This is a genomic window from Streptomyces sp. NPDC096136 (genome assembly GCF_044763325.1).
GTDB lineage: Bacteria > Actinomycetota > Actinomycetes > Streptomycetales > Streptomycetaceae > Streptomyces.
This window is the reverse complement of record NZ_JBIWFZ010000003.1, coordinates 560,983-586,956: the sequence shown is the minus strand read 5'-3', so window position 1 is coordinate 586,956 and position 25,974 is coordinate 560,983. Positions and strand designations below refer to the sequence as shown.

The 25,974-nt window shown below is 72.2% G+C and carries 30 protein-coding genes; 16 read left to right on the top strand and 14 right to left on the bottom strand.

What is annotated here, in order from left to right:
• Positions 1-46 precede the first annotated feature (46 nt).
• Positions 47-466, top strand: a complete 420-nt coding sequence (gene sodX / locus ACIRBY_RS09050; protein ID WP_403898123.1) for a nickel-type superoxide dismutase maturation protease — start codon at positions 47-49, stop codon at positions 464-466.
• Here sodX and ACIRBY_RS09045 read toward each other — a convergent pair.
• The gene (locus tag ACIRBY_RS09045) at positions 370-999 is read right to left on the bottom strand and encodes a CGNR zinc finger domain-containing protein (RefSeq protein ID WP_403898120.1); all 630 of its coding nucleotides are present in this window, start codon (positions 997-999) and stop codon (positions 370-372) included. The two genes, sodX and ACIRBY_RS09045, sit on opposite strands and share 97 nt — an antisense overlap.
• A gap of 104 nt (positions 1,000-1,103) precedes the next feature.
• On the opposite strand from ACIRBY_RS09045, the gene ACIRBY_RS09040 reads away from it, so the two are divergent.
• Positions 1,104-1,862, top strand: coding sequence for a class I SAM-dependent methyltransferase (locus tag ACIRBY_RS09040; RefSeq protein ID WP_403898117.1), 759 nt, complete (start codon positions 1,104-1,106; stop codon positions 1,860-1,862).
• 82 nt (positions 1,863-1,944) lie between these two features.
• Here the strand turns inward: ACIRBY_RS09040 and ACIRBY_RS09035 are convergent, their stop codons facing one another.
• Genes ACIRBY_RS09035 through ACIRBY_RS09025 form a run of 3 tightly spaced genes read right to left on the bottom strand, consistent with a single transcriptional unit; the run spans position 1,945 to position 4,643 of the window.
• Positions 1,945-2,697, bottom strand: a complete 753-nt coding sequence (locus ACIRBY_RS09035; protein WP_366452656.1) for an amino acid ABC transporter ATP-binding protein — start codon at positions 2,695-2,697, stop codon at positions 1,945-1,947.
• Between the two features lie 11 nt (positions 2,698-2,708).
• Entirely contained in the window at positions 2,709-3,662 is a 954-nt protein-coding gene (locus tag ACIRBY_RS09030; protein ID WP_403898114.1) for an amino acid ABC transporter permease, read from the bottom strand.
• A gap of 30 nt (positions 3,663-3,692) precedes the next feature.
• Positions 3,693-4,643, bottom strand: coding sequence for an ABC transporter substrate-binding protein (locus tag ACIRBY_RS09025; RefSeq protein ID WP_366452530.1), 951 nt, complete (start codon positions 4,641-4,643; stop codon positions 3,693-3,695).
• Between the two features lie 526 nt (positions 4,644-5,169).
• Between ACIRBY_RS09025 and ACIRBY_RS09020 the strand changes: the two genes are divergently transcribed.
• The 4 genes from ACIRBY_RS09020 (at position 5,170) to ACIRBY_RS09005 (ending at position 8,637) form a co-directional block, all read left to right on the top strand.
• On the top strand, positions 5,170-6,372 hold the full coding sequence (locus ACIRBY_RS09020; protein WP_403898110.1) for an NADP-dependent malic enzyme: 1,203 nt from the start codon (positions 5,170-5,172) through the stop codon (positions 6,370-6,372).
• 466 nt (positions 6,373-6,838) lie between these two features.
• Complete coding sequence (locus ACIRBY_RS09015) at positions 6,839-7,801, top strand: zinc-binding dehydrogenase (RefSeq protein ID WP_403898107.1); 963 nt, start codon at positions 6,839-6,841, stop codon at positions 7,799-7,801.
• Positions 7,802-7,867: 66 nt separating this feature from the next.
• Positions 7,868-8,077: a helix-turn-helix domain-containing protein gene (locus tag ACIRBY_RS09010; protein ID WP_042818984.1), complete on the top strand. Its 210-nt coding sequence runs from the start codon at positions 7,868-7,870 to the stop codon at positions 8,075-8,077.
• On the top strand, positions 8,077-8,637 hold the full coding sequence (locus ACIRBY_RS09005) for a Clp protease N-terminal domain-containing protein (protein WP_403898104.1): 561 nt from the start codon (positions 8,077-8,079) through the stop codon (positions 8,635-8,637). The genes ACIRBY_RS09010 and ACIRBY_RS09005 overlap by 1 nt, the downstream gene beginning before the upstream one ends.
• Before the next feature lie 29 nt (positions 8,638-8,666).
• Here the strand turns inward: ACIRBY_RS09005 and ACIRBY_RS09000 are convergent, their stop codons facing one another.
• The 3 genes from ACIRBY_RS09000 to ACIRBY_RS08990 all read right to left on the bottom strand — a co-directional run bounded on the left by ACIRBY_RS09000 (position 8,667) and on the right by ACIRBY_RS08990 (position 11,638).
• Complete coding sequence (locus tag ACIRBY_RS09000) at positions 8,667-9,554, bottom strand: helix-turn-helix transcriptional regulator (RefSeq protein ID WP_403898101.1); 888 nt, start codon at positions 9,552-9,554, stop codon at positions 8,667-8,669.
• A 1-nt stretch (position 9,555) separates the two neighbouring features.
• Positions 9,556-10,479, bottom strand: a complete 924-nt coding sequence (locus ACIRBY_RS08995) for a DUF4097 family beta strand repeat-containing protein (protein WP_403898098.1) — start codon at positions 10,477-10,479, stop codon at positions 9,556-9,558.
• A gap of 226 nt (positions 10,480-10,705) precedes the next feature.
• Positions 10,706-11,638, bottom strand: coding sequence for a LysR family transcriptional regulator (locus tag ACIRBY_RS08990; protein WP_403898095.1), 933 nt, complete (start codon positions 11,636-11,638; stop codon positions 10,706-10,708).
• Between the two features lie 222 nt (positions 11,639-11,860).
• Here ACIRBY_RS08990 and snpA point away from each other — a divergent pair, with 222 nt between their 5' ends.
• On the top strand, positions 11,861-12,526 hold the full coding sequence (gene snpA / locus ACIRBY_RS08985) for a snapalysin (RefSeq protein ID WP_403898092.1): 666 nt from the start codon (positions 11,861-11,863) through the stop codon (positions 12,524-12,526).
• A gap of 57 nt (positions 12,527-12,583) precedes the next feature.
• On the opposite strand, the gene ACIRBY_RS08980 is transcribed toward snpA, so the two are convergent.
• The 5 genes from ACIRBY_RS08980 to ACIRBY_RS08960 all read right to left on the bottom strand — a co-directional run bounded on the left by ACIRBY_RS08980 (position 12,584) and on the right by ACIRBY_RS08960 (position 16,681).
• Positions 12,584-12,784 (bottom strand): hypothetical protein, encoded by a 201-nt coding sequence (locus ACIRBY_RS08980; RefSeq protein ID WP_403898089.1) that lies wholly within the window; start codon positions 12,782-12,784, stop codon positions 12,584-12,586.
• Positions 12,785-12,820: 36 nt separating this feature from the next.
• On the bottom strand, positions 12,821-13,405 hold the full coding sequence (locus tag ACIRBY_RS08975; protein WP_403898086.1) for a dihydrofolate reductase family protein: 585 nt from the start codon (positions 13,403-13,405) through the stop codon (positions 12,821-12,823).
• A 93-nt stretch (positions 13,406-13,498) separates the two neighbouring features.
• Positions 13,499-14,104 (bottom strand): GNAT family N-acetyltransferase, encoded by a 606-nt coding sequence (locus ACIRBY_RS08970; RefSeq protein WP_403898083.1) that lies wholly within the window; start codon positions 14,102-14,104, stop codon positions 13,499-13,501.
• A 121-nt stretch (positions 14,105-14,225) separates the two neighbouring features.
• A complete protein-coding gene (locus ACIRBY_RS08965; protein ID WP_403898080.1) occupies positions 14,226-15,275 on the bottom strand; it encodes a family 2 encapsulin nanocompartment cargo protein polyprenyl transferase in 1,050 nt (349 codons plus the stop codon).
• Positions 15,275-16,681, bottom strand: a complete 1,407-nt coding sequence (locus ACIRBY_RS08960) for a family 2B encapsulin nanocompartment shell protein (RefSeq protein WP_403898077.1) — start codon at positions 16,679-16,681, stop codon at positions 15,275-15,277. Before ACIRBY_RS08960 ends, ACIRBY_RS08965 begins: the two co-directional genes overlap by 1 nt.
• 172 nt (positions 16,682-16,853) lie before the next feature.
• On the opposite strand from ACIRBY_RS08960, the gene ACIRBY_RS08955 reads away from it, so the two are divergent.
• From ACIRBY_RS08955 to ACIRBY_RS08940, 4 genes are all read left to right on the top strand, one after another.
• A complete protein-coding gene (locus ACIRBY_RS08955; RefSeq protein WP_403898074.1) occupies positions 16,854-17,315 on the top strand; it encodes an RrF2 family transcriptional regulator in 462 nt (153 codons plus the stop codon).
• Positions 17,316-17,413: 98 nt separating this feature from the next.
• Complete coding sequence (locus tag ACIRBY_RS08950; RefSeq protein ID WP_403898071.1) at positions 17,414-18,604, top strand: globin domain-containing protein; 1,191 nt, start codon at positions 17,414-17,416, stop codon at positions 18,602-18,604.
• 91 nt (positions 18,605-18,695) lie between these two features.
• A complete protein-coding gene (locus ACIRBY_RS08945; RefSeq protein ID WP_366452545.1) occupies positions 18,696-19,286 on the top strand; it encodes an N-acetylmuramoyl-L-alanine amidase in 591 nt (196 codons plus the stop codon).
• An 86-nt stretch (positions 19,287-19,372) separates the two neighbouring features.
• The gene (locus ACIRBY_RS08940; protein ID WP_403898067.1) at positions 19,373-20,284 is read left to right on the top strand and encodes a 1-aminocyclopropane-1-carboxylate deaminase/D-cysteine desulfhydrase; all 912 of its coding nucleotides are present in this window, start codon (positions 19,373-19,375) and stop codon (positions 20,282-20,284) included.
• Between the two features lie 26 nt (positions 20,285-20,310).
• Here ACIRBY_RS08940 and ACIRBY_RS08935 read toward each other — a convergent pair whose 3' ends face one another.
• Entirely contained in the window at positions 20,311-21,894 is a 1,584-nt protein-coding gene (locus tag ACIRBY_RS08935) for a Na+/H+ antiporter (RefSeq protein ID WP_403898064.1), read from the bottom strand.
• Positions 21,895-21,959: 65 nt separating this feature from the next.
• Between ACIRBY_RS08935 and ACIRBY_RS08930 the strand changes: the two genes are divergently transcribed.
• From ACIRBY_RS08930 to ACIRBY_RS08920, 3 genes are all read left to right on the top strand, one after another.
• Complete coding sequence (locus ACIRBY_RS08930) at positions 21,960-22,220, top strand: UBP-type zinc finger domain-containing protein (protein ID WP_362064399.1); 261 nt, start codon at positions 21,960-21,962, stop codon at positions 22,218-22,220.
• Positions 22,221-22,434: 214 nt separating this feature from the next.
• Positions 22,435-22,848, top strand: coding sequence for an anti-sigma regulatory factor (locus ACIRBY_RS08925; RefSeq protein ID WP_042816094.1), 414 nt, complete (start codon positions 22,435-22,437; stop codon positions 22,846-22,848).
• Positions 22,849-22,859: 11 nt separating this feature from the next.
• A complete protein-coding gene (locus tag ACIRBY_RS08920; RefSeq protein WP_403898273.1) occupies positions 22,860-23,837 on the top strand; it encodes an RNA polymerase sigma factor SigF in 978 nt (325 codons plus the stop codon).
• Positions 23,838-23,868: 31 nt separating this feature from the next.
• On the opposite strand, the gene ACIRBY_RS08915 is transcribed toward ACIRBY_RS08920, so the two are convergent.
• Positions 23,869-24,339: a hypothetical protein gene (locus ACIRBY_RS08915; protein ID WP_403898060.1), complete on the bottom strand. Its 471-nt coding sequence runs from the start codon at positions 24,337-24,339 to the stop codon at positions 23,869-23,871.
• 85 nt (positions 24,340-24,424) lie between these two features.
• Between ACIRBY_RS08915 and ACIRBY_RS08910 the strand changes: the two genes are divergently transcribed.
• Together ACIRBY_RS08910 and ACIRBY_RS08905 are read left to right on the top strand one after the other, a co-directional pair.
• Positions 24,425-25,390, top strand: a complete 966-nt coding sequence (locus ACIRBY_RS08910; RefSeq protein ID WP_403898057.1) for a diacylglycerol/lipid kinase family protein — start codon at positions 24,425-24,427, stop codon at positions 25,388-25,390.
• Between the two features lie 319 nt (positions 25,391-25,709).
• On the top strand, positions 25,710-25,967 hold the full coding sequence (locus ACIRBY_RS08905; protein ID WP_003953983.1) for a WhiB family transcriptional regulator: 258 nt from the start codon (positions 25,710-25,712) through the stop codon (positions 25,965-25,967).
• Positions 25,968-25,974: the final 7 nt, after the last annotated feature.

The following is a 25,974-nucleotide window of genomic DNA, read 5'->3' as shown; positions in this document are numbered from 1 at the left end:
ACGGGGCCGTGCGGCAGCATGCGGGGCAGGGACGAGGAGGCCGGAGATGGCGGAGAGCGGGCGGGCGCGGGTGCGCATCGGGATCACGGAGGTGTCGGGACCGTCGATGGTGCCGACGCTGCTGCACGGGGACCGGATGGTGGTCCGGTACGGGGCGCTGGTCCGGCCGGGTGACGTGGTGGTGTTCCGGCATCCGCTCCAGCAGGACCTGCTGGTGGTGAAGCGGGCCGCCGAGCGCCGGCCGGGCGGCTGGTGGATGCTCGGCGACAACCCGTTCAACGAGACGGGGGACAGCACCGACTACGGGGCCGTCCCCGACGAGCTCGTGCTGGCGACGGCCCTGCTGCGGCTGCGGCCCCGCGGGGCCCGTCAGAGCTCGCTGAGGGCCCGGCTGTCCTGGGCGCTCTCGGCGGTCCGGCCGCTGCGCGCGGACTCCTCGGCCTCCAGGCGCTTGCGGGCGCGGTAGGCGGCGACGTTGGCGCGGGTGGCGCAGCGGTCGGAGCAGTAGCGCCGGGAGCGGTTGGTGGAGGTGTCGAGGTAGGCGTTGCGGCAGGGCGGGGCCTGGCAGAGGCCGAGCCGGTCGGGGCCGTGCTCGGTGAGGTGGAAGGCCAGCCCGAAGGAGGCGATCGCGGCGTAGCCGGCGGAGGCGTTGGAAGGGTGGTCGGCGAGGTGGATGTGCCAGTCGGGGCGGCCGTCGGGGCCGACGAGCTCGTGGCCGGAGACCTGGGGGCTGACGGGGAACTCCATGAGCAGGGAGTTGAGGAGGTCCACCGCGAGGACGTGGTCGCCGCTGTCGGCGGCCTCGAAGACGGCGCGCAGCCTGCCGCGGACGTTGCGGAAGCGGGTGACGTCGGTGTCGGTGACCCGGCGGGCCATCTGCACGCTGGGGCCGAAGAGGGCACGGACGTCGTCCGCCGAGGTGAGGGCGTCCTTGTTGCGGGCCGGCTCCTCGGTGTTGACCAGGCGCACGGCATAGTCCGAGTAATGGGCCAGTTCCACTTGTAGTCCTTACGGCTGCGGGTTAGGGTCGGGCGCGGGCGCCGGTAACGGCTGCTCTCGCTTCGAGGGTATTACGTACGGAGGGGTTCGGGGTGACGGATGCGGTGACTGGCTCGTTCGGTACGGACTGGCAGGCCTGGCAGGACAGCTGGGACCGCCAGCAGGAGTGGTACATGCCCGACCGCGAGGAGCGGTTCCGGGTGATGCTGGACATGGTCGAGGCGCTGACCGGCCCCGCGCCCCGGGTGCTGGACCTCGCGTGCGGTACGGGAAGTATCACGGACCGCCTCCTCAAACGGTTCCCGGAGGCGGTCGCCACGGGGCTGGATCTCGACCCCGCGCTGCTGGCCATCGCCCGCGGCCACTTCGCGGGCGACGACCGGGTCGCCTTCGTCACGGCCGACCTCAAGGACCCCGGCTGGCCCGCCGCGCTGCCGTACGACTCCTACGACGCCGTCCTGACCGCGACCGCCCTGCACTGGCTGCACGGCGACGACCTGGCGGCCCTCTACCGCCGGATCGCCCCGCTGGTCCGCCCCGGCGGGGTCTTCATGAACGCCGACCGCATGCCCGACGCCTCCACCCCGCGCATCGACGCCGCCGAGCACGCCCACCGGCACGCCGGGATGGACCGGGCGCGGGCGGCCGGGGCGCTGGACTGGCGCGAGTGGTGGGCCCTGGCCGCCGCCGACCCTGTCCTGGCCGAGTCCGTGGAGGCCCGCTTCGCGATCTACGGGGAGCACGCCGACGGGGACACCCCCGACGAGGGCTGGCACGCCCGCGCCCTGCGCGGGGCCGGCTTCGCCGAGGCCCGCACGGTGTGGCGCTCCCCCTCGGACGCGCTGGTCCTAGGACTGAAGTAGGAACGTCCCGGCGGCAGCGCGAAGGGGCGGTACGGCAGACCCGTACCGCCCCTTCTCCGCACCCCTGGGGGGGTCCGGAGCGCTAGAGCACCTTGGAGAGGAACGCCTTCGTGCGGTCGTGCTGCGGGTTGCCGAGCACGTCGCGCGGGTGGCCGGACTCGACCACGACGCCGCCGTCCATGAAGACGAGGTTGTCGCCGACCTCGCGGGCGAAGCCCATCTCGTGGGTCACCACGATCATGGTCATGCCCGACTCGGCCAGGTCGCGCATGACGTCGAGGACGTCGCCGACCAGCTCCGGGTCGAGGGCCGAGGTGGGCTCGTCGAAGAGCATCAGCTTCGGCTCCATGGCCAGCGCGCGGGCGATCGCCACGCGCTGCTGCTGGCCGCCGGAGAGCTGGGTCGGGTAGTTCCCGCCCTTGTCCCCGAGGCCCACGCGGTCCAGGAGCTTGACGGCGCGCTCGCGCGCCGTCGCCTTGCTCTCGCCCTTGACCATGACGGGCGCTTCCATGACGTTCTCTATGGCCGTCATGTGCGGGAAGAGGTTGAAGCGCTGGAAGACCATGCCGATGTCGCGGCGCTGGGCGGCGACCTCGCTGTCCTTCAGCTCGTAGAGCTTGTCGCCCTTCTGCTTGTAGCCCACCAGCTGGCCGTCGACCGAGAGCCGGCCGGCGTTGATGCGCTCCAGGTGGTTGATGCACCGCAGGAAGGTGGACTTGCCGGAGCCGGACGGGCCGACCAGGCAGAAGACCTCGCGGGGGGCGACTTCCAGGTCGATGCCCCGCAGGATGTGGGCGGCGCCGTACGACTTGTGGACGCCTTCGGCCTTGACCATCGGCTGGGCGGTCACTTCGCCACCTCCGTACGGCGGAACATGTTCAGGTTGGCCTTGAGCCGCTCGAACGGGGTCGGGGGCAGGGTGCGCAGCGAGCCGCGGGCGTAGCGGCGCTCCAGGTAGTACTGGCCGACGCTGAAGATGCTGGTCAGGGTCAGGTACCAGATGGACGCCACGAAGAGCATCTCCATGATGGCGCCCGCCGTGGTGCCGATGTTGGAGCTGGCCCGCAGGAGTTCGGGGTACTGCACCGCCGAGACCAGGGAGGAGGTCTTCAGCATGTTGATGAACTCGTTGCCGGTCGGCGGGATGATCACGCGCATGGCCTGCGGGAGCACGACGCGGCGCATGGTCTGCAGCTGGGTCATGCCCAGCGCGTGCGAGGCCTCGGTCTGGCCCTCGTCGACGGACTGGATGCCGGAGCGGACGATCTCCGCCATGTAGGCGCCCTCGTTCAGGCCGAGGCCCAGCAGGGCGACCATGAACGGCGTCAGGACGTCGACGGTCTCGTTCTTGTAGATCGGTCCCAGATTGATGTACTGGAAGATCAGCGACAGGTTGAACCACACCAGCAGCTGCACGTAGACCGGGGTGCCGCGGAAGAACCAGATGTAGAGCCAGGACACGAAGCTCGTGACCGGGTTCTTCGACAGCCGCATCACGGCGAACAGGATGCCGAGCACGAGGCCCAGCGCCATGGACGAGATGCTGATGATGACGGTGTTGCCGAGGCCGCTGAGGACCGAGGGGTCGAACAGCTTGTCGCCGACCGTCCCCCACATGATCTTGCCCTGGGAGAAGGCGTAGATGAGCCATCCGAGGAGCACGGCCACGACCACGGCGCTGATCCAGCGGCCGTAGTGCCGTACGGGGATTGCCTTGATGGCCTCGTAGGGGGTGGTGCCCGAGGCCCCGGGCCCGGCCGGCGGAGTCGCGGCCGGACCCTTGTCGATCTTGTCAGTCACAATGACTGCCCTTCAGTGGAGCGCTCGGTATTACTTTCCAGCGTTGACCGTGGCGGACTGCACGGCGCTTTCCTTCACGTTCCACTTCTCCAGGACCTTGGCGTAGGAGCCGTCCTTGATGGTGGCGTCGAGGGCGTCCTTCAGGGCGTCGCGGAGCTGGGTGTTGTCCTTGGAGACCGCGATGCCGAAGAGACCGACGTCGGACTGCTGGCCGCCGACCTCGAAGTCGTTGCCGCCGCCGGAGGTCTTGGCGATGTAGGCGGTGACCGGGTAGTCGTTCAGGTCGGCCACGGCGCCGCCGGCCTTGACGCGGGTCTGGGCCTCGGCGTCGGTGTCGAAGGCCTCGATGGTGAGCTTCTTGTCGGCGCCGCACTTGTCGGCCTGGGCCTTGAAGGTGTCCTCGTAGATGGTGCCGCGCTGGACGGCGACCGTCTTGCCGCAGAGGTCGTCGAGGGACTTGATGTTGTCCGGGTTGCCCTTCTTGACCAGGAGCGAGACGCCGGAGGACATGTAGTCGACGAAGTCGACGCCCTTGCCGATCTTCTGGCCCTTGTCGTCGAGGCCTTCCTGGCGCTTCTTGTTGTCCGTGATCGAGGAGATCGCGACGTCCTGGCGGCCGGTCTCCAGGGAGGTGATCAGGCCGTCGAAGGTGCCGGAGGTGAAGACGAACTTCACGCCGAGCTGCTTGCCGAGCGCCTCGGCGAGGTCCGGGTCCACGCCGACGATCTTGCCGTTGTCGACGTATTCCATCGGGGCGTAGGCGGTGTCCGAGCCGACCTTGATGACACCGGCGTCCTGGATCTTCTTCGGCAGCTTGGAGAACAGCGGGGCGCTGCTGTCCGCCTTGCCGGTGCCGGAGGAGGCCTTGTCGGTCTGGTCGCCACAGCCGGTGAGGATCAGGGCGCCGGCGACCGCGATCGCGCCGACCGCGGCGATCCGGGACCGGGCGGCGGTCGTACGACGGGTGGTGCTTGCGGTCATGAGCTGGTTCCTCCGACAGGGGTGGAAAAGCATCCGAGAACAGGTCGAGCACGCACCATCGAGTGCCGCGTCCCTGTGTGATTACGGCATCTTGCCATTCGGACTGGCGCATTCAGGGTGCTCGTGAGGTCAAAATCAGATAACGGGCGCCCCCGACTACCCAACAGGACTGCGGGCAAGGGCCCTCGGAGCCGCACAAACCGCCGTGACCTGGCGTTTTCACCTCACTATTTGCGGCTTGTCTCAGGTGCTGGACACAGACCTTTGGACTTTTGGCCAAAACCGGGACAAGGACCCTACGATCGGTCCGGAATCGACTCGTCTGGGCGTGTGCTCTTCGGGTAGAACAGATCCTTACACCCCTCATCCGGGGCTCAGGGCGCGCGTGCGGCGCGCCCGCGCGTACGAACCTCCCCTCCGCGCAGACGGGCCAACCGTCGAAGCGGAGTACGAACGCGGTGCCCGCCCACCCCTTAACCAGGAGTGGCCACCCTCAATGATCAAAGGACTTAAGGGGTCACACGAAGTGGCAGCGGAGATCGTCAACCCTCGCAGTGACAGTGCGACGGACAACAACCCCGATGCGGTGTTCGCGCTGCACCGGGGCGGCAAGATGGCCATCCAGGCCACCGTGCCCGTCAAGGACAAGGATGACCTGTCCCTGGCCTACACGCCCGGCGTGGCGAAGGTGTGCACCGCCATCGCCGAGCAGCCCGAGCTCGTGAACGAGTACACCTGGAAGTCCAACGTGGTCGCCGTCGTCACCGACGGTACGGCCGTGCTCGGACTCGGTGACATCGGTCCCGAGGCCTCCCTCCCCGTCATGGAGGGCAAGGCGATCCTGTTCAAGCAGTTCGGCGGCGTGGACGCGGTGCCGATCGCGCTCGCGACCAAGGACACGGACGAGATCGTCGAGACGGTCATCCGTCTGGCGCCGTCCTTCGGCGGGGTGAACCTGGAGGACATCTCCGCCCCCCGCTGCTTCGAGATCGAGCGGCGCCTCCAGGAGGCCCTGGACATCCCGATCTTCCACGACGACCAGCACGGCACGGCCATCGTGACGCTGGCCGCCCTGCGCAACGCGGCCAAGCTGACCGGCCGCACCCTCGGCGACCTGCGCGCCGTGATCGCGGGCGCCGGCGCGGCGGGCATCGCCATCGCCAAGATCCTCGTGGACGCGGGCATCGGCGACGTCTGCGTCACCGACCGCAAGGGCGTCGTCTCGGCGGACCGCACCGACCTGACGGACGTCAAGGCGGAGATCGCGGGCCTGACCAACAGGACCGGCCTGAACGGCACGCTGGAGGAGGCCCTCGCGGGCGCCGACGTCTTCATCGGCGTCTCCGGCGGCACGGTGGGCGAGGAGGCCGTGGCCTCGATGGCCCGGAACTCCTTCGTCTTCGCCATGGCCAACCCTAACCCGGAGGTCCACCCCGACATCGCGCACAAGTACGCGGCGGTCGTGGCCACGGGCCGTTCGGACTTCCCGAACCAGATCAACAACGTGCTGGCCTTCCCGGGCATCTTCGCGGGCGCCCTGAAGGTCCGCGCGACCCGGATCACCGAGGGCATGAAGATCGCCGCCGCCGACGCCATCGCCGGTGTCGTGGGTGACGAGCTCGCCGCCGACTACGTGATCCCCTCGCCGTTCGACGAGCGCGTCGCCGAGGCCGTCACGGCCGCGGTCGCCGCTGCGGCGAAGGCCGACGGGGTGGCCCGCCTCGTCTGAGCACGGGGCGCAGCCCCACGGGGCGGAACACGAAGAGGCCCGGCCGGAGCGATCCGGCCGGGCCTCTTCGTGTCACGGAGGGCCGCCGCGCAGGGGAACGCACCCTCCCCGCCCCCGAACGGGGAGGGGACGTCCCGGGTCCTTCGCCGCGGCCTGCCGTGGGCCTCCTCACCGGCTCGACCAGGCACGACCAGGCACGACCGGGCGCGCGGAAAGAGCGCGCCAAGGGCGCCCCGGGAACGCAGCAGGAGTGTGCGGGGCGCTCGACACGATCATGACGAGCCACCGCATGGCCTGAATATTACCCCCATCCGGGGGTAGTCGATCTCTTCCGTTTAGCCCTATGGGGCCTGCAAACCGCGTGGCACGGACGGTAGTTGAGAGAATCCCCTCCGCTTCCGCTCTTGCCCGCTCCGACCCGGTCGCCCCTGGTCAGGAGCCCTACCGACCGGTAGCCTCTGGCGCCATGTTCGCTGCCTACGCCGCCCGAATCGACCGAGACCAGCCCCTGAACGGCCTCGTGCTGGGCGAACGCCCGGCCCCCGAGGCCCGACCCGGCTGGGTGACCGTCAACGTCAAAGCCGCCTCGCTGAACCACCACGACCTGTGGTCCCTGCGCGGGGTGGGGCTCGACGCCGACAAACTGCCCATGATCCTCGGCTGCGACGCGGCCGGCACCGACCAGGACGGCAACGAGGTCGTCCTGCACTCCGTGATCGGCCAGAGCGGCCACGGCGTCGGCCCGGACGAGCCCCGCTCGGTCCTGACCGAGCTCTACCAGGGGACCTTCGCCGAGCAGGTCAGCGTCCCGGCCTGGAACGTGCTGCGCAAGCCCGCCGAGCTCTCCTTCGCGGAGGCCGCCTGCATGCCGACGGCCTGGCTGACGGCGTACCGGATGCTCTTCACCAACGCCGGCGTCCGCCCCGGGGACTCGGTCCTCGTCCAGGGCGCCGGCGGCGGGGTCGCCACCGCCGCGATCGTCCTGGGCCGAGCGGCGGGCCTGCGGGTCTACGCCACCAGCCGCGACGAGGCCAAGCGCAAGCGCGCGGTGGAGCTCGGGGCCCTGGAGGCCTTCCCCCCGGGCGCCCGGCTCCCGCAGCGCGTGGACGCGGTGATCGAGACCGTGGGCGCGGCCACCTGGTCCCACTCGGTCAAGTGCCTGCGCCCCGGCGGCACCCTGGTCATCTCGGGCGCCACCAGCGGGGACACCCCGCCGCACGGGGAGCTGCGCAGGATCTTCTTCCTGGAGCTGAAGGTGGTCGGCTCGACGATGGGCACGAAGGACGAGCTGGAGGACCTCCTTTCCTTCTGCGCCACCACCGGGGTCCGCCCGGTCATCGACGAGGTGCTCCCCCTGGACCGGGCCCGCGAAGGATTCGAACGCCTGGAGTCCGGCGACCTCTTCGGGAAGATCGTCCTCACGGTCTGAGCCGCCGTAACACCGGCTTGTCAATCAGGGTTGACACCCCTCCCGTGTCAACCTAGATTGACACGCATGACCGAAGCCACCGATCTCGCCGAACGGGCCGGAGACCGGGACCCCCGCGTGGGCCTGCGCGCCGTGGCCGCCCTCCGCAGGCTGCTGGAGCAGCTGGAGGCCGTCCAGGTGCGCAGCGCCCGCGCCCAGGGCTGGTCCTGGCAGGAGATCGCGGCCGAACTCGGCGTCAGCCGGCAGGCCGTGCACAAGAAGCATGGGAGGCTCTGATGTTCGAACGCTTCACCGCGGACGCGCGCGACGCGGTGACCGGGGCGGTGTCCCGGGCCCGCGGGGCCGACGCCTCCACCGTCACCGAGGAACACCTGCTGCTGTCCCTGCTGGACCTGGGCGCACTGGACGCCCTGGAGGTGGACGGCCCCGCGATCACCGCCGGCCTCGCGGCGGCCGGCCGCCGGGGCGGGATGTCCCGGGCGGACGAGGAGGCCCTCGCGGGCCTGGGCATCGACCTCTCGGAGATCGTCTCCCGGATCGAGGAGACCCACGGCGAGGGCGCCCTCGCGGCCCCCGCACCCCGCAGGCGCGGCCCGGTCGCCTCGCTCCGCACGGCCCTGGGCCGCCCCCAGCCGGCCCGCCGCCACGTACCCCTCGCCCAGGGGGCCAAGAAGACCCTGGAGCAGTCCCTGCGCATCGCGCTGGGCCGCAGGGACCGCCACATCGGCACCCCCCACCTGCTCCTGGCCCTGGTCTCCCGACCGGGCACGGTCTCCGAGGTCCTGGCGGACCACGGAGTCACGTACGCGCGGGTCGAAACCGCCCTCGCGGCCTGACCCGGGCCGGGCCGCCCGCGCCGCCCGGCCTAGGCCGGGCGCAGGCCCGCCTCGATGCGGGCCGCGGCGGCCGCCAGGTGGGCCCGGGCCTCCGACAGCTGGGCCGGGGTCACCCCGTGGTCGCGGGCCGCGTCGCGGACGTCGTCGCGGAAGCGGTCCAGCAGCCGGTCCAGGTCGCGGGCCGGGTCGGCGGTGGGCTCCAGGTCCTCGGCCCAGGACCAGCCGGCCGGGCCGGGGGCGGCGGGCGCCTGCGGGGCGGTGGAACCGCCGTTGCCCAGCCAGGCCCCGGCGAGGCTGCCGATCATCCCGCCCGTCCTGCTGAACTGCTCCTGGAGCTGCGCGGCGATCCGCTGGACCTCCTCGCGGGCCCGCTCCTGGGCCTCCTTGGCCTGGCGGCGGGCCTGCTGCGCCTCCTCGCGGGCCCGGCGGCTCTCGTCCTTCGCCCGGCGGGCCTGCTCCTTCCACTCCTGCTTCGCCTTGCGGAGCTCCTCCTTGGCGGCCTTCCAGGACTCGTCCTCGACCGGGGTCGCCGAGGCGCTGGCGGCGGCGGCCCGCATCTCGCGCCGCAGGTCGCCGGCGGCGCCCCGGACGTCGTCGCGGATCTCGGCGGCCAGTTCGGAGACCGAGTCGCGGATCTCCAGTTCCAGGTCGGCCAGCTCCCCGCCCCGGTCGGCGAGTTCGGCGCGGCCCGCCTCGGTGATCGAGTACACCTTGCGCCCGCCCTCGGTGGCGTACGTGACGAGCCCCTCGGCCTCCAGCTTCGCCAGCCGCGGGTACACGGTGCCGGCGGAGGGCGCGTACAGCCCCTGGAAGCGCTCCTCCAGCAGGCGGATCACCTCGTACCCGTGGCGGGGCGCCTCGTCCAGCAGCTTGAGGAGGTAGAGCCGGAGACGGCCGTGGGCGAAGACGGGCGGCATGTCAGAGCACCTTCTTGTCGAGCTGGAGGGGGGCGGCGGCGTCGCCGTCGGCCTGCGGGCGGCGCAGCACGGCGATGGAGCCCGAGACGGTGGTGGCCCGCAGGGTGCCCGAGCCCGTGCCGAGGGTGCCGGTGATCCGCTTGGCGCCCAGCTGCCCGGTGACCCGCAGGTCCTCGAAGGCGTTGGAGACGCTGCCGGTGGCCGTGTTGGCCTCGACCTTGGCGTCGGCGGGGTGCGGGAGGCGGATCGCGACCTGGCCGGAGACGGAGTTCAGGGAGATGTCCACCGGCTTGGGGCCCGCGCCGTGCGGGGCGAGGTCGATGAGCATGTCGCCGCTGACGGAGTCGGCCCGCACGCTGCCGCCCGCGCCGTCGACGACCGTCAGACCGCCGGAGACCGAGTGGAAGCCGAGCTCACCGGTGACGGACTGCGCCTCGACGCTGCCGGACACGGTGTGCGCCTTGACCCGCCCGGAGAGGCCGACCAGGGTGGCGTCGCCCGAGACTCCGTTGACCTCGGTGGCGGCGGAGATGCCGGAGACGAAGGCGGTGGCGCTGACGGTGGCCAGCTGGACGGTGGTGCCGGCGGGCACGGTCAGGGTGACGGTGACGCTGCGCTCCCAGGCCTTGCGCCCGTCGGAGGAGGAGCCGGACCAGGCCTTCCAGGGCTTGTTCTCGATCCACTTCTTGAAGCCCTGGGAACCGTTCCAGGGGAGGTCCTCGTAGGACACCGTCAGCGTGCCGCCCTCCTGCACCACGTGCAGCGGGGGCCCGTCGACCTCGGCGACCTCCAGACGGGCGGGACCGTCCTCGGCGGCGACGACGTTGACGGTGCCGGCGACGACGCGGACGCGCAGGTCCGTGACCGGCTGCTCGAAGGCGAGCCGCTGGGGGGCGGGGACGGACCAGGTCATCTGCTCAGGCATGGTGCTGCTCCTCCTCGTGGGCTGACGCACGCAACATATCGCGTCTTCTGTGGAACACGATATATCGCGGTTCGGGGAAGTCAAGCACGCGCCAACGGCCCGCGCGCCGTGCGGGGCGGGCGGGGCGGGCGGGGCGGAGGCGGCGGGGCGATGCCCCGAAACGGGCGGAGGCGGCCGGGAAGGAAGGGGGCGCGCGGCGACCCGATGCGGGGACCGGTGGCGGACCCTAGGCCACCAGCAGGGAACTCCCCTGCCGCGAGAGCCACGCGCGGTACGGCGGGGCGCCCAGGGCCGCGTCGCGGTAGGCGGCGCGGAGGTCGTCGTAGGCCTCCGTGTGCTCCCCGGGGCGGGTGGCCAGCAGCAGGCGCACCGCCAGGGGGTCGCCCAGCAGCGGGCGGATCGCCATGTCGTCCCGCGGGCCCGACGTCGGCTGGCAGGGGGCCACCGCCTCGCCGGAGACGATCAGCGACGCCGCCGTGTGGTAGTCGGCGTGCAGGACCTGCGGGGTGAGGCCGGCCCGTGCGAACACCCGCCGCAGGCCGTCCCATTCGCCGTCGACCGAGGGGTCCACCGTCCAGCGGTCCCCGGCCAGGTCCTCTAACTCCACCACCGCCGACCGGGCGGCGGGGTGGTCCAGGGACATGGACACGAACTGCGGCTCGCGCTCCATCAGCACCCGCAGTTCCAGCCCGTCCGGCACCCGCAGCGGGCTGCCCTCCACCTCGTGCACGAAGGCCACGTCCAGCTGCCCGGCCGCGGTCATCCGCAGCAGGGCGTTCGCCGAGAGGTCGACCAGGAGCGTGGTCTCCGTGTCCGGTGCGCGCCGGTGGAGCCGGCGCAGCCACCCCGGCAGGGCCCGGCTCGCGGTCGAGCCGATCCGCAGCCGCGGGCCGTGCGCGGCGGCCCGCGCCTCGGCGACCAGTGCGGCCATGTCGGCGAGGAGCGGTCTCGCCCGGCCGAGGACCGTGCGCCCGAAGGGAGTCGGCCGGCAGCCGGTGCGCTCGCGGAGGAACAGCTCGCCTTCCAGGGCCCGTTCGATCCGGCGCAGCTGCGTCGTCAGGGAGGGCTGGCTCACGCCGAGCTGCCGGGCGGCCTTGTGCAGGCTGCCGGCGTCGGCGATGGCGCACAGCGCGCGCAGGTGCCTCACCTCGAGCTCCATGACCCGAGGGTAGGCGGGCCCAGGGGACCGCACCAGTCGCCTATAGCCCCCCGAATCCCGCCATTCTCACGCTAGTTGACCAAGGTAAATCTCGCCGAAACCCTCCGATAGGGCGGTGTTATCGGCCTCTGACATCATCCGCCGCCCCCATCGGCTCCCGCAGACTCCGGTACCGGACGTCCTCTCCACCCCCCACCGCACCAACGAGTAGGAGCCCCCCACATGCGCCACTCCCGCAGGACCATGCTGTCCGCCGCGTCGGTCGGCCTCGGCGTCGTCGCCGTCCTCGCCGGCGTCGTCCCCACGGCCACGGCCGCGACCCCGGCGGCCGGCAGCCCGGCGAGCTACGCCGCGTACGAGCGCTCGCCGGAGAACCAGGCCGCGAACAAGGCGTTCTTCGAGGCCGTCCAGCGCGCGGTCGCCGAGCAGCGTGCCGCGAACCCGAGCGCCGCGGCCGTCGTCACGGTCACCTACAACACCCGCAACGCGCCCAGCTTCCGCACCCAGATAGCCAACTCGACCCGCATCTGGAACGGTTCGGTCGCCAACGTGAAGCTGCAGGAGGTGTCCTCGGGCGGGAACTTCTCGTACTACGAGGGCAACGACTCGCGCGGCTCGTACGCGAGCACGGACGGGCACGGCCGGGGTTACATCTTCCTCGACTACGCCCAGAACCAGCAGTACAACTCCACCCGCGTGACGGCCCACGAGACCGGGCACGTGCTGGGCCTGCCGGACCACTACTCGGGTCCGTGCAGCGAGCTGATGTCGGGTGGCGGCCCGGGCACCTCGTGCACCAACGCCTACCCGAACAGCACCGAGCGCTCGCGCGTCAACCAGCTGTGGGCCAACGGCCTGGTCGGCTCGGGTCTGGGCACCAAGGGCTGAGCCCCCGCACGGGTCCGGGGGCCCTCGGGCCCGTGAACGGGCAGCGCCCGCGGAGGGTCATCCCTGCGCGGGCGCGCTCCGGGGGCAGTCCGCGTTCCGACAGGGGCCCGGGCCCCATTCGGGAATGAAGATCCCCAGGCACTTGCGGCGGCGGACCACCGTCTCCACGGGGTTCCCGCAGGCCGGGCAGGTCCTCTGCTCGTGCCCGGCCTGCGGGGCGACCGTCGCGTGTTCGTACTGCTGCTGTTCACCGGCCATACCTCCACGGTAGGCCGGTTCCGTGCGTCCGGCCGGTCAGCGCCTGACGGCGTACGAGGTGACGACCTGGCCGCCGCCGAAGGCGGTGCAGCCGGTCAGCTCCAGCAGGCGCACCCCGAAGCCGGCGCGGGACATCGGCATGCCGGTGCCCGCCACGACGGGGTAGGTCTTGACGACGTACTCGTCGATCTCGTCGACCAGCTGGGCCGCGAGGTCGGCGCCGCCGCACAGCCAGATGCCCAGGCCGTCCCGCGCCTTGAGCTCGCGGACCCGGGCGGCGACGTCCCCGCTGATCAGCCGCACCTCGGGGTCGGGGGCCTCGGCGAGGGAGCGGGAGACGACGTACTGCTCGCGGAAGTGGCCGTACGGGCTGGTCATGCCGGCCTTGAGGCCCGGCTCGTAGGTGCCCCGGCCCATGACCACCGCGTCGAAGCGCTTCGGGGCCGCGTCGGCGAGGCCGAGGTGGGCGCGGCCGGCGGCGGAGATCGTCTCCGGGTACTCGGCGATCAGGTGGCCGAGGAACTCCTGGTCGACGTGGGCGTACATGAAATCGGCATCACCGTCCGGGGCTCCGATGAAGCCGTCGACCGTGGTGGCGATGAAGTACGTGAGCTTGCGCAAGCGAGATCTCTTCCGTCGGGGAGCGCCACCGCATCGGGGCACGACAGTTAAAGTACTTCAGCTGTAGTGGTTAGGCAAGGGGGCGAGCTCGGCTCACCGCCCGCGGGGCTTGCGCCACATGGGCCACATGAGCGGGCCCTCCGGCAGTCGCACCGCCTCGCCGGTGAACTCCCAGCCCAGCCGCTCGTACAGGCGCATGCTCCGCTCACTGCTCGCCTCCAGGTAGGCCGGGACCCCGTCCCGGTCGCAGCGCTCCAGCACCGGCCGGATCAGCTCCGTGCCCAGCCCCTCGCCCTGCCGGTTGGGGGCGACCGCGATCATCAGCAGGTACTCGTGCTCCTCGGCGGTGGGGTGGACGGCCCCGGTGAGCCGACCGACGAGCTCGCACCGCTCGTTGTCGGGGTCGGCGACCGCGCGCATCCTCGCCGGGACGTCGTCCTCGGCCGCCCCGCCCTCCGGATCGCCGGCCGGGATCCGCAGCCACAGCGCCGCCGCCGAGCCGTCCGCGGCGTAGTCGATCCGCCCCTCCGCCAGGGCGACGTCCACGAAGACCCCGAGGAACCTGCCGTGGACGGCGGCCCGGTGGCCGGGGTCGGGGAAGACCCAGGAGCTGACCGGGTCGCTGCGGAAGGCCCCGTCCAGCAGGCGCGCGACGGCGTCCCGGTCCGACTGATCCGCCTGGCGTATCTCCAGCACCACAGGTCACACCCCTCACTCGCATGTCAACTACCGCGAGTGATCCTAGAGTTGACCCGGACGCGCGAAAAGGCCTGTTCCGGCACCCCCGCGGTGCCGGAACAGGCCTCCCCCGCCCCCTCCGCTACCTCGACCGGCGCGTCACGAACTCCGCGAGCGACAGCAGGCCGCCCGCAGCCGCCACGTCCGGCACCGCGCGGGACAGCTCCTGCACCGCCCGGCCCATCCGGTCGCCGGCGTGCGCCTGCGCCCAGTCGCGGCCGCCGGCCCGCTCCACGGCCCGGGCGGCCCGTCGTACGTCGTCCTCCGCGGCCATGGAGCCGGCGTACAGGGCGGCGAGCTCCTCCCCCGACTCCGTGCCCGAGGTGAGGGCGGCCACGACCGGGAGGGACTTCTTGCGGGCGAGCAGGTCGGCCCCGGCGGGCTTGCCGGTGTGCCCCGGGTCCCCCCAGATGCCGATCAGGTCGTCGATCAGCTGGAAGGCCAGGCCGGCCTCCCGGCCGAAGGCGTCCATCGCCTCGACCTCCTCCGGCCCGGCGCCCGCGTACAGCGCGCCGACCGCGCAGGCGCAGCCCAGCAGGGCGCCGGTCTTGGCCGTGGCCATGGCCAGGCACTCCTCCAGCGAGACGGACGCTCGCCGTTCGAAGGCGCAGTCCGCCTGCTGCCCCGCGCACAGCTCGACGATGCAGGCCGCGAGGCGGGCCGAGGCGCGCGCCGAGGCCGGGTGCGGGTCGTCGGCGAGCATCCGCAGGGCGAGGGCCATCATGGCGTCGCCCGCGAGAAGGGCGTCCGGGATCCCGAAGACGGTCCAGGCGGTGGGCCGTCCGCGCCGCCGGGAGTCGTTGTCGATGACGTCGTCGTGGAGCAGCGTGAAGTTGTGCGCGAGCTCCACGGCGGCCGCCGCCGTGACCAGGGACTCCGGGTTGCCGCGGGGGCCGCCGAGGGCCCGCGCCGAGGCGAGGACGAGGGCCGGCCGGATGGCCTTGCCCGCGCCGACGGCGGCCGGGCTGCCGTCCTCGTGCTCCCAGCCGAAGTGGTACATGGCCACCCGGCGCGTGGGGCCGGGCAGGCTCTCGACTGCCCGGCGCAGCTCCGGGTCGACCGTCTCCCTCGTGCTCTCCAGCAGGGCCGCCGCCTCCTGCCCCTCGCCCGCGGCGATGGTCCGCGCGGCCATCAGCGCCAGCGGCCGATCTCGACGTTCTCCAGTACGCCGAGCGCGTCGGGGACGAGCACGGCGGCGGAGAAGTAGGCGGTGACCAGGTAGGACATGATCGCCTGCTCGCTGATGCCCATGAAGCGCACCGACATGCTCGGCTCGATCTCGTCGGGGATGCCGGGCTGGTGGAGCCCGATCACGCCCTGGTTCTCCTCGCCGGTGCGCATGCACAGGATGGAGGTCGTACGGGCGTCGCTGACCGGGATCTTGTCGCACGGGAAGAGGGGGACGCCCCGCCAGGCCGGCACCCGGGTCCCGGCGACGTCGACGGTCTCGGGGTAGAGGCCGCGCTTGTTGCACTCGCGGCCGAAGGCGGCGATGGCCTTGGGGTGGGCGAGGAAGAGGTCGGAGTCGCGGCGCATGCTGAGCAGCGCGTCGAAGTCGTCGGGGGTGGGCGCGCCGTCGTGGGGCTGGATGCGCTGGTCGTAGTCGGCGTTGTGGAGCAGGCCGAAGTCGGGGTTGTTGAGCATCTCGTGCTCCTGGCGCTCCCGCAGCGCCTCGACCGTGAGCCGCAGCTGCTGCTCGGTCTGGTTCATCGGGTGGTTGTAGAGGTCGGCGACGCGGGTGTGGACGCGCAGGACCGTTTGCGCGATGGAGAGTTCGTACTCGCGGGGGCGGGCCTCGTAGTCGACGAAGGTGCCGGGGAGCAGGGCCTCGCCGTGGTGGCCGGCGGAGAGGTCGATGGCGGCCTCGCCGTACGGGTTGGCGTTCCGCTCGGGCCGGGTCCGTCCGCGGTCGAGGTGGGCGCGGAGGGAGTCGGCGCGGTCGGCGAGGAGGCGGAAGTCCTGGCGGGTCAGGACGAGGGCGGTGCCGGGGGTGGCGGCGCGGGCGGTGTACTCCCAGATGGCCTCGTCGTCGGTGAGGGCGTCCTCGCCGAAGTAGGCGCCGTCGGCGACGGTGCGCAGGACCGCGTCGTCGCCGTAGGGGCCGGGGCCGATCTGGTCGATGCGGCCGTGGGCGAGGAGGAAGACCTGGTCGGCGGGGCTGCCGAAGGAGGTGAGCTCCTGGCCGGCCTCGAAGTCGACCTGCCGGCAGCGCGCGGCGAGTTCGGTGAGGACCTCCTCGTCGGCGTAGTCGCGCAGCAGGGGCAGCTCGCCGAGTTCGGCGGGGATGACCTGGACCCGGCTGCCCGTCTTGACGAACTCCACGATGCCGTTGCCGACGGAGTAGCTGAGGCGGCGGTTGAGGCGGTAGGTGCCGCCCTGCACGGAGACCCACGGGAGCATCCGCAGCAGCCACCGCGAGGTGATCTCCTGCATCTGCGGGGCGGACTTGGTGGTACTGGCCAAGTTCCGCGCGGCCGCGGTGCCGAGACTGCGCTGCGGTGTCTGGGCTTCGGTTTCGGAGCCCGCCTGGACCGACATGTCTTCGCCTTTCGATCACTCCATGGTCTGCGGTGGAGAAGCCTTTCAGCACGCAATGCGGTCAGACCATTACACAAAAGGGTGGGACTACTCCGGGCCCGGCTGGGCATCCTCCACGGTTCGGGTCTTCCTTAACTTGCATCTTCGATGCCAGTTTTTCTACGCTACCGCCATGCGGCTGACCCGATTCACCGACCTGGCGCTGCGCGTCCTGATGCGCCTGGCGGTCGAGGACGCGGAACTCCCCACCACCCGCGAGGTGGCGGCGACCATGGAGGTTCCGTACACCCACACCGCCAAGGTGGTCGCCCGGCTCCAGCACCTCGGCCTGGTCGAGGCGCGGCGCGGCCGCGGCGGCGGGCTGGCCCTCACCGCGGCCGGACGCGCCGCCTCGGTGGGCGGCGTGGTGCGGGAGCTGGAGGGCACGGGGGACGTGGTGGAGTGCGAAGGCGCCACCCCCTGCCCGCTGCGCGGGGCGTGCGTCCTGCGCGGGGCGCTGCGCCGGGCGCAGGAGGCGTTCTTCGCCGCACTGGACCCGCTCACGGTGGACGAGCTGGTGGCCGCCCCCACGGGCCCCCTCCTGCTCGGCATCGCGGGCGCCGCGCGCGGCCCGGCCGGGAAGCCGGCCCCCTAGACCCACCCCGGACGGACCTCCGCACCCGGCGGAGGACTCCGCCGCACCCTTAAATAAGAACCTCAGATACCAATTAACGACCCACGCGAGGAGCCCCCATGCTGTCCGAGAAGTCGGCCGCGACCGTACGCGCCACCCTGCCCGCCGTCGGGGCGGCCATCGGCGACATCACGGAGCTGTTCTACGAGAAGCTGTTCGCGGCCCACCCGGCGCTCCTGCGCGACCTGTTCAACCGGGGCAACCAGAACGCCGGACTCCAGAAGCAGGCGCTCGCCGGCTCCATCGCGGCCTTCGCCACCCACCTCCTGGAGCACCCGGACACCCGCCCGGACGTGATGCTCGGCCGCATCGCCCACAAGCACGCGTCCCTCGGCGTCACCCGCGAGCAGTACCCGGTCGTCCGCCTGCACCTCTTCGAGGCCATCGCCGAGGTCCTCGGCGAGGCCGTCACCCCGGAGGTCGCCGAGGCCTGGGACGAGGTCTACTGGCTGATGGCGAACGCCCTCATCGCCATCGAGGAGCGCCTCTACGCCGAACAGCGGGTCCTGGCCGGGGACGTCTGGCGGGAGTGGACCGTGGCCGCGCGGATCGAGGAGACCGCCGACTGCACCACCTTCCACCTCACCCCCGCCGACGGCGCCCCCGCCCCCGGCTTCAAGCCCGGCCAGTACGTCTCCGTCCAGACCGAACTGCCCGACGGCGCCCGCCAGATCCGCCAGTACAGCCTCTCCGGCTCCCCCGGCTCCGCCGTCCGCGCCATCACGGTCAAGCGGGTCCACGGCACCGGCGGCCCCGACGGGGAGGTCTCCCACCACCTCCACGCCCACCTGCGCACCGGAGACACCCTGCGGGTCTCGGCCCCGTACGGCGACCTGGTCCTGCGGGACTCCGCCGCACCGGTGCTGCTCGCCTCCGCCGGCATCGGCTGCACCCCGATGCTCTCGATGCTGGAGCACCTGGCCGAAACCGGCCACCCCGCCCCCGTCACCGTCCTGCACGCCGACCGCGCGCCCGCCGACCACGCCCTGCGCTCCGACCACCGCGCCCTGGCGCAGAAGCTCCCCGACGCCTCGGTCCGCTTCTGGTACGAGTCCGACGCCGAGCCGGGCGACGGGACCGGCCTCCTCGACCTGGCCGGCACCCCGGTCGCCCCCGGCACCCAGGCCTACCTCTGCGGCCCGCTCCCCTTCATGCGGTCGGTCCGCGAGCAGCTGATCGCCAAGGGGGTCCCCGCGTCCGACATCCACTACGAGGTCTTCGGCCCGGACCTCTGGCTGGCCTCGGCGTGACGACTGGCCGAAAGACGCCCTAGTCGCGGAAGGGCCGCTTCCACTACACCGGTACGTAACGAACCGAGCACGCACCGTAAGGGAGGCGGCCATGTCCGCACCCATGTCCGCGGACCGCTTCATCAACGCCCTGCGCGCCGAAGGCCTGACCGTCGTCGAGGTCGGGAACTGGCGCGTGCACAACCGCAACCACCGCGGGCCCTGGGGGCCGGTGCACGGGGTGATGATCCACCACACCGTCACCAGCGGCGCCTCCTACACCGTGGAACTCTGCCGCGACGGGGACCGGGCCCTGCCCGGTCCCCTCTGCCACGGGGTCATCACCAAGGACGGCCGCGTCCACCTCGTCGGCTACGGCCGCGCCAACCACGCCGGCGCCGGCGACTCCGACGTCCTGGCGGCGGTCATCGCCGAGCGGCGCCTCCCCCCGGACCACCACGCCGACACCGACGGCAACCGCTACTTCTACGGCTTCGAGTGCGAGAACCTCGGCGACGGCGAGGACCCCTGGCCGGCCGTCCAGCTGGACGCCATCGCCCGCGCGGCGGCGGCCGTCTGCCGGTTCCACGGGTGGACGTCCCGGTCGGTCATCGGCCACCTCGAATGGCAGCCGGGCAAGATCGACCCCAAGGGGTTCACGATGCAGTCCCTGCGCGACCGCGTCGCGGAGCGCCTGAAGTAGCCCCCCCACCCCGCGCCCGCCCTCCCACGGGTGCGGGCGCGGCTCCCGCGTGCGGCGGCGGGGCCGCCCCCGCCCACAATGGGAGGGTGGACCACTGCGCCGGCCGCGACGCCCTCCTGCACCCCCGCCCGCCCTCCCCCGTACAGGAGGTCCGCGACGAGCGGTTCGAACGGCACGGCGTACGGCTGCTGCTCAAGCGGGACGACCTCGTGCACCCGGAACTCCCGGGCAACAAGTGGCGCAAACTCGCGCCGAACCTCCGGGCGGCGCTGGCCGCCGGCCACGGCCGGCTCGCCACCTTCGGCGGCGCCTACTCCAACCACCTCCGGGCCACGGCGGCCGCCGGACGGCTCCTCGGCCTGGAGACGGTCGGCCTCGTCCGGGGCGACGAGCTCGCGGACCGCCCCCTGAACGACTCCCTCGCCCGCTGCGCGGCCGACGGGATGCGGCTGCGCTTCGTCACTCGCGCGGAGTACCGGCGCAAGGCGGAGCCGCAGGTCCTGGCCCGGCTCCTGGCCGCCGCCGGGGCCGCCGACGCGTACGTCGTCCCGGAGGGCGGCAGCAACGCGCTCGCCCTCACCGGGTGCGCGGAGCTGGGGCGCGAACTGCGGGGCGTCTGCGACGTGGCGGCGGTGGCCTGCGGTACGGGCGGCACCCTGGCCGGCCTCGCGGCGGGACTGGCCCCCGGCCAGTCGGCCGTGGGCGTCCCCGTCCTGGCGGGGGGCTTCCTCGGGGCGGAGATACGTTCCCTCCAGGCGGCGGCCTTCGGCGGCCCGGCCGGCTCCTGGACCCTGGCCGAGGGCTACGACCACGGCGGCTACGCCCGCGTCCCGCGGCCCCTGGAGGTCTTCGCGGCGGACTTCGAGGCCCGCCACGGCCTCCCGGTGGAGCGCGTCTACGTGGCGAAGCTCCTGTGGGCCCTGGAGGCCCTGACCGCGTCCGGAGCCTTCTCCCCCGGCACGACCGTCACCGCCGTCGTCACGGGCCGGCCGTACTGAGGGGCCGCCCCGCTCGGGGCCGCCCCTCAGCCCGCCTCCTCCCGGTACGCCGCCGCCTCCTCCAGGTCCAGCCTGCGCAGCAGGCCCCGCAGCATCTCGTCGTCGATGCGGCGGCGGTCGCGGAGGGCCACGAAGACCTCCCGCTCCGCCTCGATCATCTCCCGGGCCAGCCTGCGGTAGACGTCGTCCGCCGACTCCCCCGTCACCGGGTTGACCTCCCCCAGCCGCTCCCACACCGCGTTGCGGCGCCGCTCCAGGACCGTCCGCAGCCGCTCCGCCAGGGGCGGCGGCAGGGTGCTGTTCTCCGGGGCCTCCAGCAGCTCCGCCAGGCGCTCCTCCGCCGCCCGCGAGGCCTCGCTCTGCGCCTGGGCCTCCGCCAGGGTCTCCGCCCGGGCGTCGCGCGGCGGCAGCTTCAGCGCCCGGATCAGCGGCGGGAGGGTCAGGCCCTGCACGACCAGGGTGCCGATCACGGTGGTGAAGGTCAGGAAGAGGATCAGGTTGCGGTGCGGCACGCCCATCGGCACGGAGAACGCGATCGCCAGCGAGACCACCCCGCGCATGCCGGCCCACCCCACGATCACCGGGGACTTCCAGTCCGTGTCCGGCTCCCGCCTGCGGATCCGCTCCGACACCCACCGGGGCACGAAGGTCGCCGGGAACACCCAGACGAACCGCGCCAGCACCACCGCCAGGAACACCGCCACCGCGTACCAGGCCGCGGCCAGCCCCTCGTACTCGCTGAGCCCCCGCAGGACCACCGGCAGCTGGAGCCCGATGAGGGCGAACACCACCGACTCCAGCACGAAGGCGACGACCTTCCACACCGCCTCCTCCTGGAGCCGGGTCGCGAAGTCGACCTGCCAGTTCCGGTGCCCCAGGTACAGCGCGACCACCACCACCGCCAGCACGCCCGACGCGTGCACCCGCTCCGCCGCGGCGTACGCCACGAAGGGGATCAGCAGCGACAGCGTGTTCTGCAGCAGGGGTTCCCGCAGCCGCTTCCTCAGCTGGTGGATCGGGACCATCAGCAGCAGGCCCACCCCGACCCCGCCCACCGAGGCCAGCAGGAACTCGGCGACCCCGCCCGCCCAGCCGGCGCTGACGCCGACCGCCGCGGCCAGGGCCACGTTGTAGGCGGTGATGGCGGTGGCGTCGTTCACCAGGGACTCGCCCTGGAGGATGGTCGTCACCCGGTGCGGCAGCCCCAGCCGCCGGGCGATCGCGGTCGCCGCGACCGCGTCCGGCGGGGCCACGACCGCGCCCAGCACCAGCGCCACCGGCAGCGGGACCCCGGGCACGACCAGGTACGTGAACCAGCCCACCGCCAGCGTCGCGAACAGCACGTACCCCACGGACAGCAGGGCGATCGGCCGCAGGTTGGCCCGCAGGTCCAGGTACGAGCTGTCCACCGCGGCCGTGTGCAGCAGCGGCGGGAGCAGCAGGGGCAGCACGATGTGCGGGTCGAGGACGTACGCGGGCACCCCCGGCGCGTACGCGGCGACGAGCCCCACGGCGACCAGCAGCAGCGGCGCCGGCACGGGCGTGCGCCGGGCCGCCCCCGCCACGGCGGTGCTCACCGCCACCAGTGCCACCAGCGGCAATACCTCCATCGAAGATCCATCCCCATCCGTCGTCGCCGATGTCGCACCCGCACCCTGGCCGTAACCTGGCCATCATGAGCGAGTGCACCCACGTTGCCGAACTGCCGCGCCCCGAGCCGGTCCCGCATGCGCTGACCTGCCCGGAATGTGAGGTGCTCGGCAGCCATCCCGTCCAGCTGCGCATGTGCCTCGGGTGCGGGTACGTGGGCTGCTGCGACAGCTCTCCCCACCGGCACGCCACCGCGCACCACCGGGAGACCGGCCATCCGGTGATGCGCAGCTTCGAACCGGGCGAGACGTGGCGTTGGTGTTTTGTCGACGGTTCGATCGTCTGAAGCGGGGTAGTTCAACCCTCCGCCGGTTCCCCCGAATTGGGCCCGCAGACCCCTAGCCACTGTGCGTACTCATGGGCTTACCATCAGTCACTGCACGGAGGCGGGGTCGGCCCGGTCGCTCCACAGCGGGCGCCGAGAGGGGTGCCGCGACACGATCACCCGGATCGCGATAGCGTCACCGGCGAACAGAGCTCGTACCACCTTGGAGGTGAGGGTGTCCCAGATCGCAGGCGAGCCCGGGACCCAGGACTTCGTGGAAGTCCGGCTGCCGGCTGCGGGTGCCTACCTGTCGGTGCTGCGAACGGCCACGGCCGGACTCGCGGCACGGTTGGACTTCACCCTCGACGAGATCGAGGACCTCCGCATCGCGGTGGACGAGGCCTGCGCGATCCTGCTCCAGCAGGCCGTGCCGGGCTCCGTCCTCAGCTGCGTCTTCCGGTTGATCGACGATTCACTGGAAGTGACCGTCTCCGCGCCCACCACCGACGGGCGCGCGCCGGAGCGGGACACGTTCGCGTGGACCGTGCTGTCGGCGCTGGCCGGCAAGGTCGAGGCGACGGTCGAGGACAACCGGACGGTGAGCATCAGCCTCTACAAACAGCGCGGCGCGGGGCCAGGCCCGGCGTGAACGGCGGGGAGATCCCGGTGCGGGGCGGGGATCGGCCCCGGGTACGGCACGAGGTCGACGGCGGCATCCCGGAACAGCACCACGCCCGGCCGCACCCGGCTGACGCGGATGCGGAAGACGGCTTTTTGGACTCGGCGGAGCGACGGGCGGGCCCTATGAGCGAGAACGAGCACGACCAACCACGGCCATCGCAGGCCCCGGCGGCGGACGAGGCGCACGCGGCGCTGCCGGATCCGCGGGACCGCAGCGGTGCGCGGGCCCTCTTCTTCGAGCTGCGCGAGCTGCCCGAGGGGTCACCGGAGCGGGCGGAGCTGCGCAACCGGCTGGTGCGGATGCACCTGCCGCTGGTCGAGCACCTGGCGCGGCGGTTCCGCAACCGCGGCGAGCCGCTGGACGACCTGACGCAGGTCGCGACCATCGGCCTGATCAAGTCGGTGGACCGGTTCGACCCGGACCGGGGGGTGGAGTTCTCGACGTACGCCACCCCCACCGTGGTCGGGGAGATCAAGCGGCACTTCCGCGACAAGGGCTGGGCGGTGCGGGTGCCCCGGCGCCTCCAGGAGCTGCGGCTCTCGCTGACCACGGCCACGGCGGAGCTGTCCCAGCAGCACGGCCGCTCCCCCACGGTGCACGAGCTGGCCGAGCGGCTGGGGATCTCCGAGGAGGAGGTGCTGGAGGGGCTGGAATCGGCCAATGCCTACAGCACGCTCTCGCTGGACGTGCCGGACACCGACGACGAGTCGCCGGCGGTGGCGGACACCCTGGGCTCGGAGGACGAGGCGCTGGAGGGCGTCGAGTACCGCGAGTCGCTCAAGCCGCTGCTGGAGGGGCTGCCGCCGCGGGAGAAGCGGATCCTGCTGCTGCGCTTCTTCGGGAACATGACCCAGTCGCAGATCGCCCAGGAGGTCGGCATCTCCCAGATGCACGTCTCCCGGCTGCTGGCCCGCACGCTGGCCCAGCTCCGCGACAAGCTCCTCGTCGAGGAGTGAGCGCAGGAGCGGTGGAGCGGTAACGGAGGGTTCATCGGGTCCCGTCGGCGGGTCCGATGCCCAGCGCCTCGGTCGCCGTCGGGTTCACCAGGAGCCCGACGACGGCCACCGCCGCCAGGGCCAGGGCCACGGCGGCGACGGTCATCGCACCGCCGGTGGTCCACAGCGTCCAGGCGACCGGGAGGGCCATCAGCTGGGTGATCAGCGCGGGGCCGCGGCTCCAGCGGCGGCCCCGGCTCAGCCCGCGCGCCGCGATCAGCGGGAGCGCGGCGAGGGCGAGCAGGGTCACTCCCCCGGTTTCGGCCTGCTGCGGGGAGTCGGGGTGGCCGGCGATGCCGACGAACAGCATGTAGACGCCGAGTCCGGCGAGGGCGAGGCCCTCCAGCGCGGTCAGCACGGCGGCCGCGGTCAGCCGGCCGGGCGGCGCCGTGGGCTCCGCGGTCGCGGCGGCGGGGCCTTCGGGGGACGCGGCGGGGGTGCGGGGGCTCGGCTTCTTGCTCACCCCAGCAGGGTAGCCGCGGCGGGCCCGGCCCGGACGGGGACGGTCGGTAGGGGACGCGTGCGCGGGGGTGGGTAGTCTGGCGACCATGCGTGCACTTCTCGTGGCCAATCCAGCAGCGACGACCACCAGTGCGCGCACGCGCGACGTCCTGATCCATGCCCTGGCCAGCGAGATGAAGCTGGAGGCGGTGACCACCGAGTACCGGGGGCACGCCCGCGACCTGGGGCGCAAGGCCGCGCACGAGGGGCTCGACCTCGTGGTGGCGCTGGGCGGCGACGGCACCGTCAACGAGGTGGTCAACGGGCTCCTGCACGACGGGCCGGATCCGGAGGGCCTGCCGCGGCTGGCTGTGGTCCCGGGCGGTTCCACGAACGTCTTCGCCCGTGCGCTCGGGCTGCCGAACGATGCGGTCGAGGCGACCGGTGCGCTGCTGGACGCGCTGCGCGAGCGCCGCGAGCGGACGGTGGGCCTGGGGCTGGCCGCGGGGGTGCCGGGCACGGAGGACGAGGGGGTCCCCTCGCGCTGGTTCACGTTCTGCGCGGGCTTCGGTTTCGACGCGGGCGTGGTGGGGCGGGTCGAGCAGCAGCGGGAGCGCGGCAAGCGTTCGACGCACGCCCTTTATGTACGACAGCTGATGCGGCAGTTCTGGGAGGAGCCCAACCGGCGGCACGGAACGATCACGCTGGAGCAGCCCGGCGCGGATCCGGTGACGGATCTGGTGCTGTCGATAGTCTGCAACACCTCTCCGTGGACGTACCTGGGAAATCGGCCGCTGTACGCCTCTCCGGAGGCCTCGTTCGACACCGCGCTTGACGTATTGGCGCTGGACCGTTTGTCAACTCCGGCCGTCGCGCGCTACGCGACACAGCTCCTGACCTCGACTCCTGAGCGCGGTCCGCACGGCAAGCACGCGGTGTCTCTGCACGATCTGACCGACTTCACCTTGCATTCGAAGGTTCCCCTCCCTTTCCAGATGGACGGCGATCATCTCGGAGTGCGCACCAGCGTTCGGTTCACAGGCGTTCGCCGTGCACTGCGTGTGATTGTGTGAGTAGAAGAGCCCAAAGTCCTTTCAGTCGAACGTTTACACGCCGGTCCACCCCCAGGAACTAGGGCTGTGACCTAGTCGACACCGACGAATCCAAAAAAACTTTCCGGAAGGGGTTGTATCCCCGTCCGAGGTTTGCGAATCTCTACATGGCGATCGGGACAGCCCGCAGAACCCGGCACCCACACAGACCGCCAGAACCCCACCACGAATCTTGGACCGCACCAGGCAACTGGGCGTCGGCCCTTCCCTCACGGGGGGATTCGTGAAAGCGTTCACATTCACAAGCAACCTGCCCGCAATACAAGGAGATGGAGCAGCCATGGACTGGCGTCACAACGCCGTTTGCCGCGAGGAAGACCCCGAGCTCTTCTTCCCCATCGGCAACACCGGTCCTGCGCTGCTGCAGATCGAGGAAGCCAAGGCCGTCTGCCGCCGTTGCCCCGTCATGGAGCAGTGCCTGCAGTGGGCGCTCGAGTCCGGCCAGGACTCCGGTGTCTGGGGCGGCCTGAGCGAGGACGAGCGCCGCGCCATGAAGCGCCGCGCCGCTCGCAACCGGGCGCGCAACGCCAGCGCCTGATATCGAC

What these genes read in the sequence shown, in the direction of transcription:
- sodX (WP_403898123.1), top strand. Translation starts at nt 47, where the DNA reads ATGGCGGAGAGCGGGCGGGCGCGGGTGCGCATCGGGATCACGGAGGTG.
- ACIRBY_RS09035 (WP_366452656.1), bottom strand. Translation starts at nt 2,697, where the DNA reads ATGGTCAAGGCCGAAGGCGTCCACAAGTCGTACGGCGCCGCCCACATC.
- ACIRBY_RS09025 (WP_366452530.1), bottom strand. Translation starts at nt 4,643, where the DNA reads ATGACCGCAAGCACCACCCGTCGTACGACCGCCGCCCGGTCCCGGATC.
- ACIRBY_RS09015 (WP_403898107.1), top strand. Translation starts at nt 6,839, where the DNA reads ATGTTCGCTGCCTACGCCGCCCGAATCGACCGAGACCAGCCCCTGAAC.
- ACIRBY_RS09010 (WP_042818984.1), top strand. Translation starts at nt 7,868, where the DNA reads ATGACCGAAGCCACCGATCTCGCCGAACGGGCCGGAGACCGGGACCCC.
- ACIRBY_RS09005 (WP_403898104.1), top strand. Translation starts at nt 8,077, where the DNA reads ATGTTCGAACGCTTCACCGCGGACGCGCGCGACGCGGTGACCGGGGCG.
- ACIRBY_RS09000 (WP_403898101.1), bottom strand. Translation starts at nt 9,554, where the DNA reads ATGCCGCCCGTCTTCGCCCACGGCCGTCTCCGGCTCTACCTCCTCAAG.
- ACIRBY_RS08995 (WP_403898098.1), bottom strand. Translation starts at nt 10,479, where the DNA reads ATGCCTGAGCAGATGACCTGGTCCGTCCCCGCCCCCCAGCGGCTCGCC.
- ACIRBY_RS08990 (WP_403898095.1), bottom strand. Translation starts at nt 11,638, where the DNA reads ATGGAGCTCGAGGTGAGGCACCTGCGCGCGCTGTGCGCCATCGCCGAC.
- snpA (WP_403898092.1), top strand. Translation starts at nt 11,861, where the DNA reads ATGCGCCACTCCCGCAGGACCATGCTGTCCGCCGCGTCGGTCGGCCTC.
- ACIRBY_RS08980 (WP_403898089.1), bottom strand. Translation starts at nt 12,784, where the DNA reads ATGGCCGGTGAACAGCAGCAGTACGAACACGCGACGGTCGCCCCGCAG.
- ACIRBY_RS08965 (WP_403898080.1), bottom strand. Translation starts at nt 15,275, where the DNA reads ATGGCCGCGCGGACCATCGCCGCGGGCGAGGGGCAGGAGGCGGCGGCC.
- ACIRBY_RS08960 (WP_403898077.1), bottom strand. Translation starts at nt 16,681, where the DNA reads ATGTCGGTCCAGGCGGGCTCCGAAACCGAAGCCCAGACACCGCAGCGC.
- ACIRBY_RS08955 (WP_403898074.1), top strand. Translation starts at nt 16,854, where the DNA reads ATGCGGCTGACCCGATTCACCGACCTGGCGCTGCGCGTCCTGATGCGC.
- ACIRBY_RS08950 (WP_403898071.1), top strand. Translation starts at nt 17,414, where the DNA reads ATGCTGTCCGAGAAGTCGGCCGCGACCGTACGCGCCACCCTGCCCGCC.
- ACIRBY_RS08945 (WP_366452545.1), top strand. Translation starts at nt 18,696, where the DNA reads ATGTCCGCACCCATGTCCGCGGACCGCTTCATCAACGCCCTGCGCGCC.
- ACIRBY_RS08935 (WP_403898064.1), bottom strand. Translation starts at nt 21,894, where the DNA reads ATGGAGGTATTGCCGCTGGTGGCACTGGTGGCGGTGAGCACCGCCGTG.
- ACIRBY_RS08930 (WP_362064399.1), top strand. Translation starts at nt 21,960, where the DNA reads ATGAGCGAGTGCACCCACGTTGCCGAACTGCCGCGCCCCGAGCCGGTC.
- ACIRBY_RS08910 (WP_403898057.1), top strand. Translation starts at nt 24,425, where the DNA reads ATGCGTGCACTTCTCGTGGCCAATCCAGCAGCGACGACCACCAGTGCG.
- ACIRBY_RS08905 (WP_003953983.1), top strand. Translation starts at nt 25,710, where the DNA reads ATGGACTGGCGTCACAACGCCGTTTGCCGCGAGGAAGACCCCGAGCTC.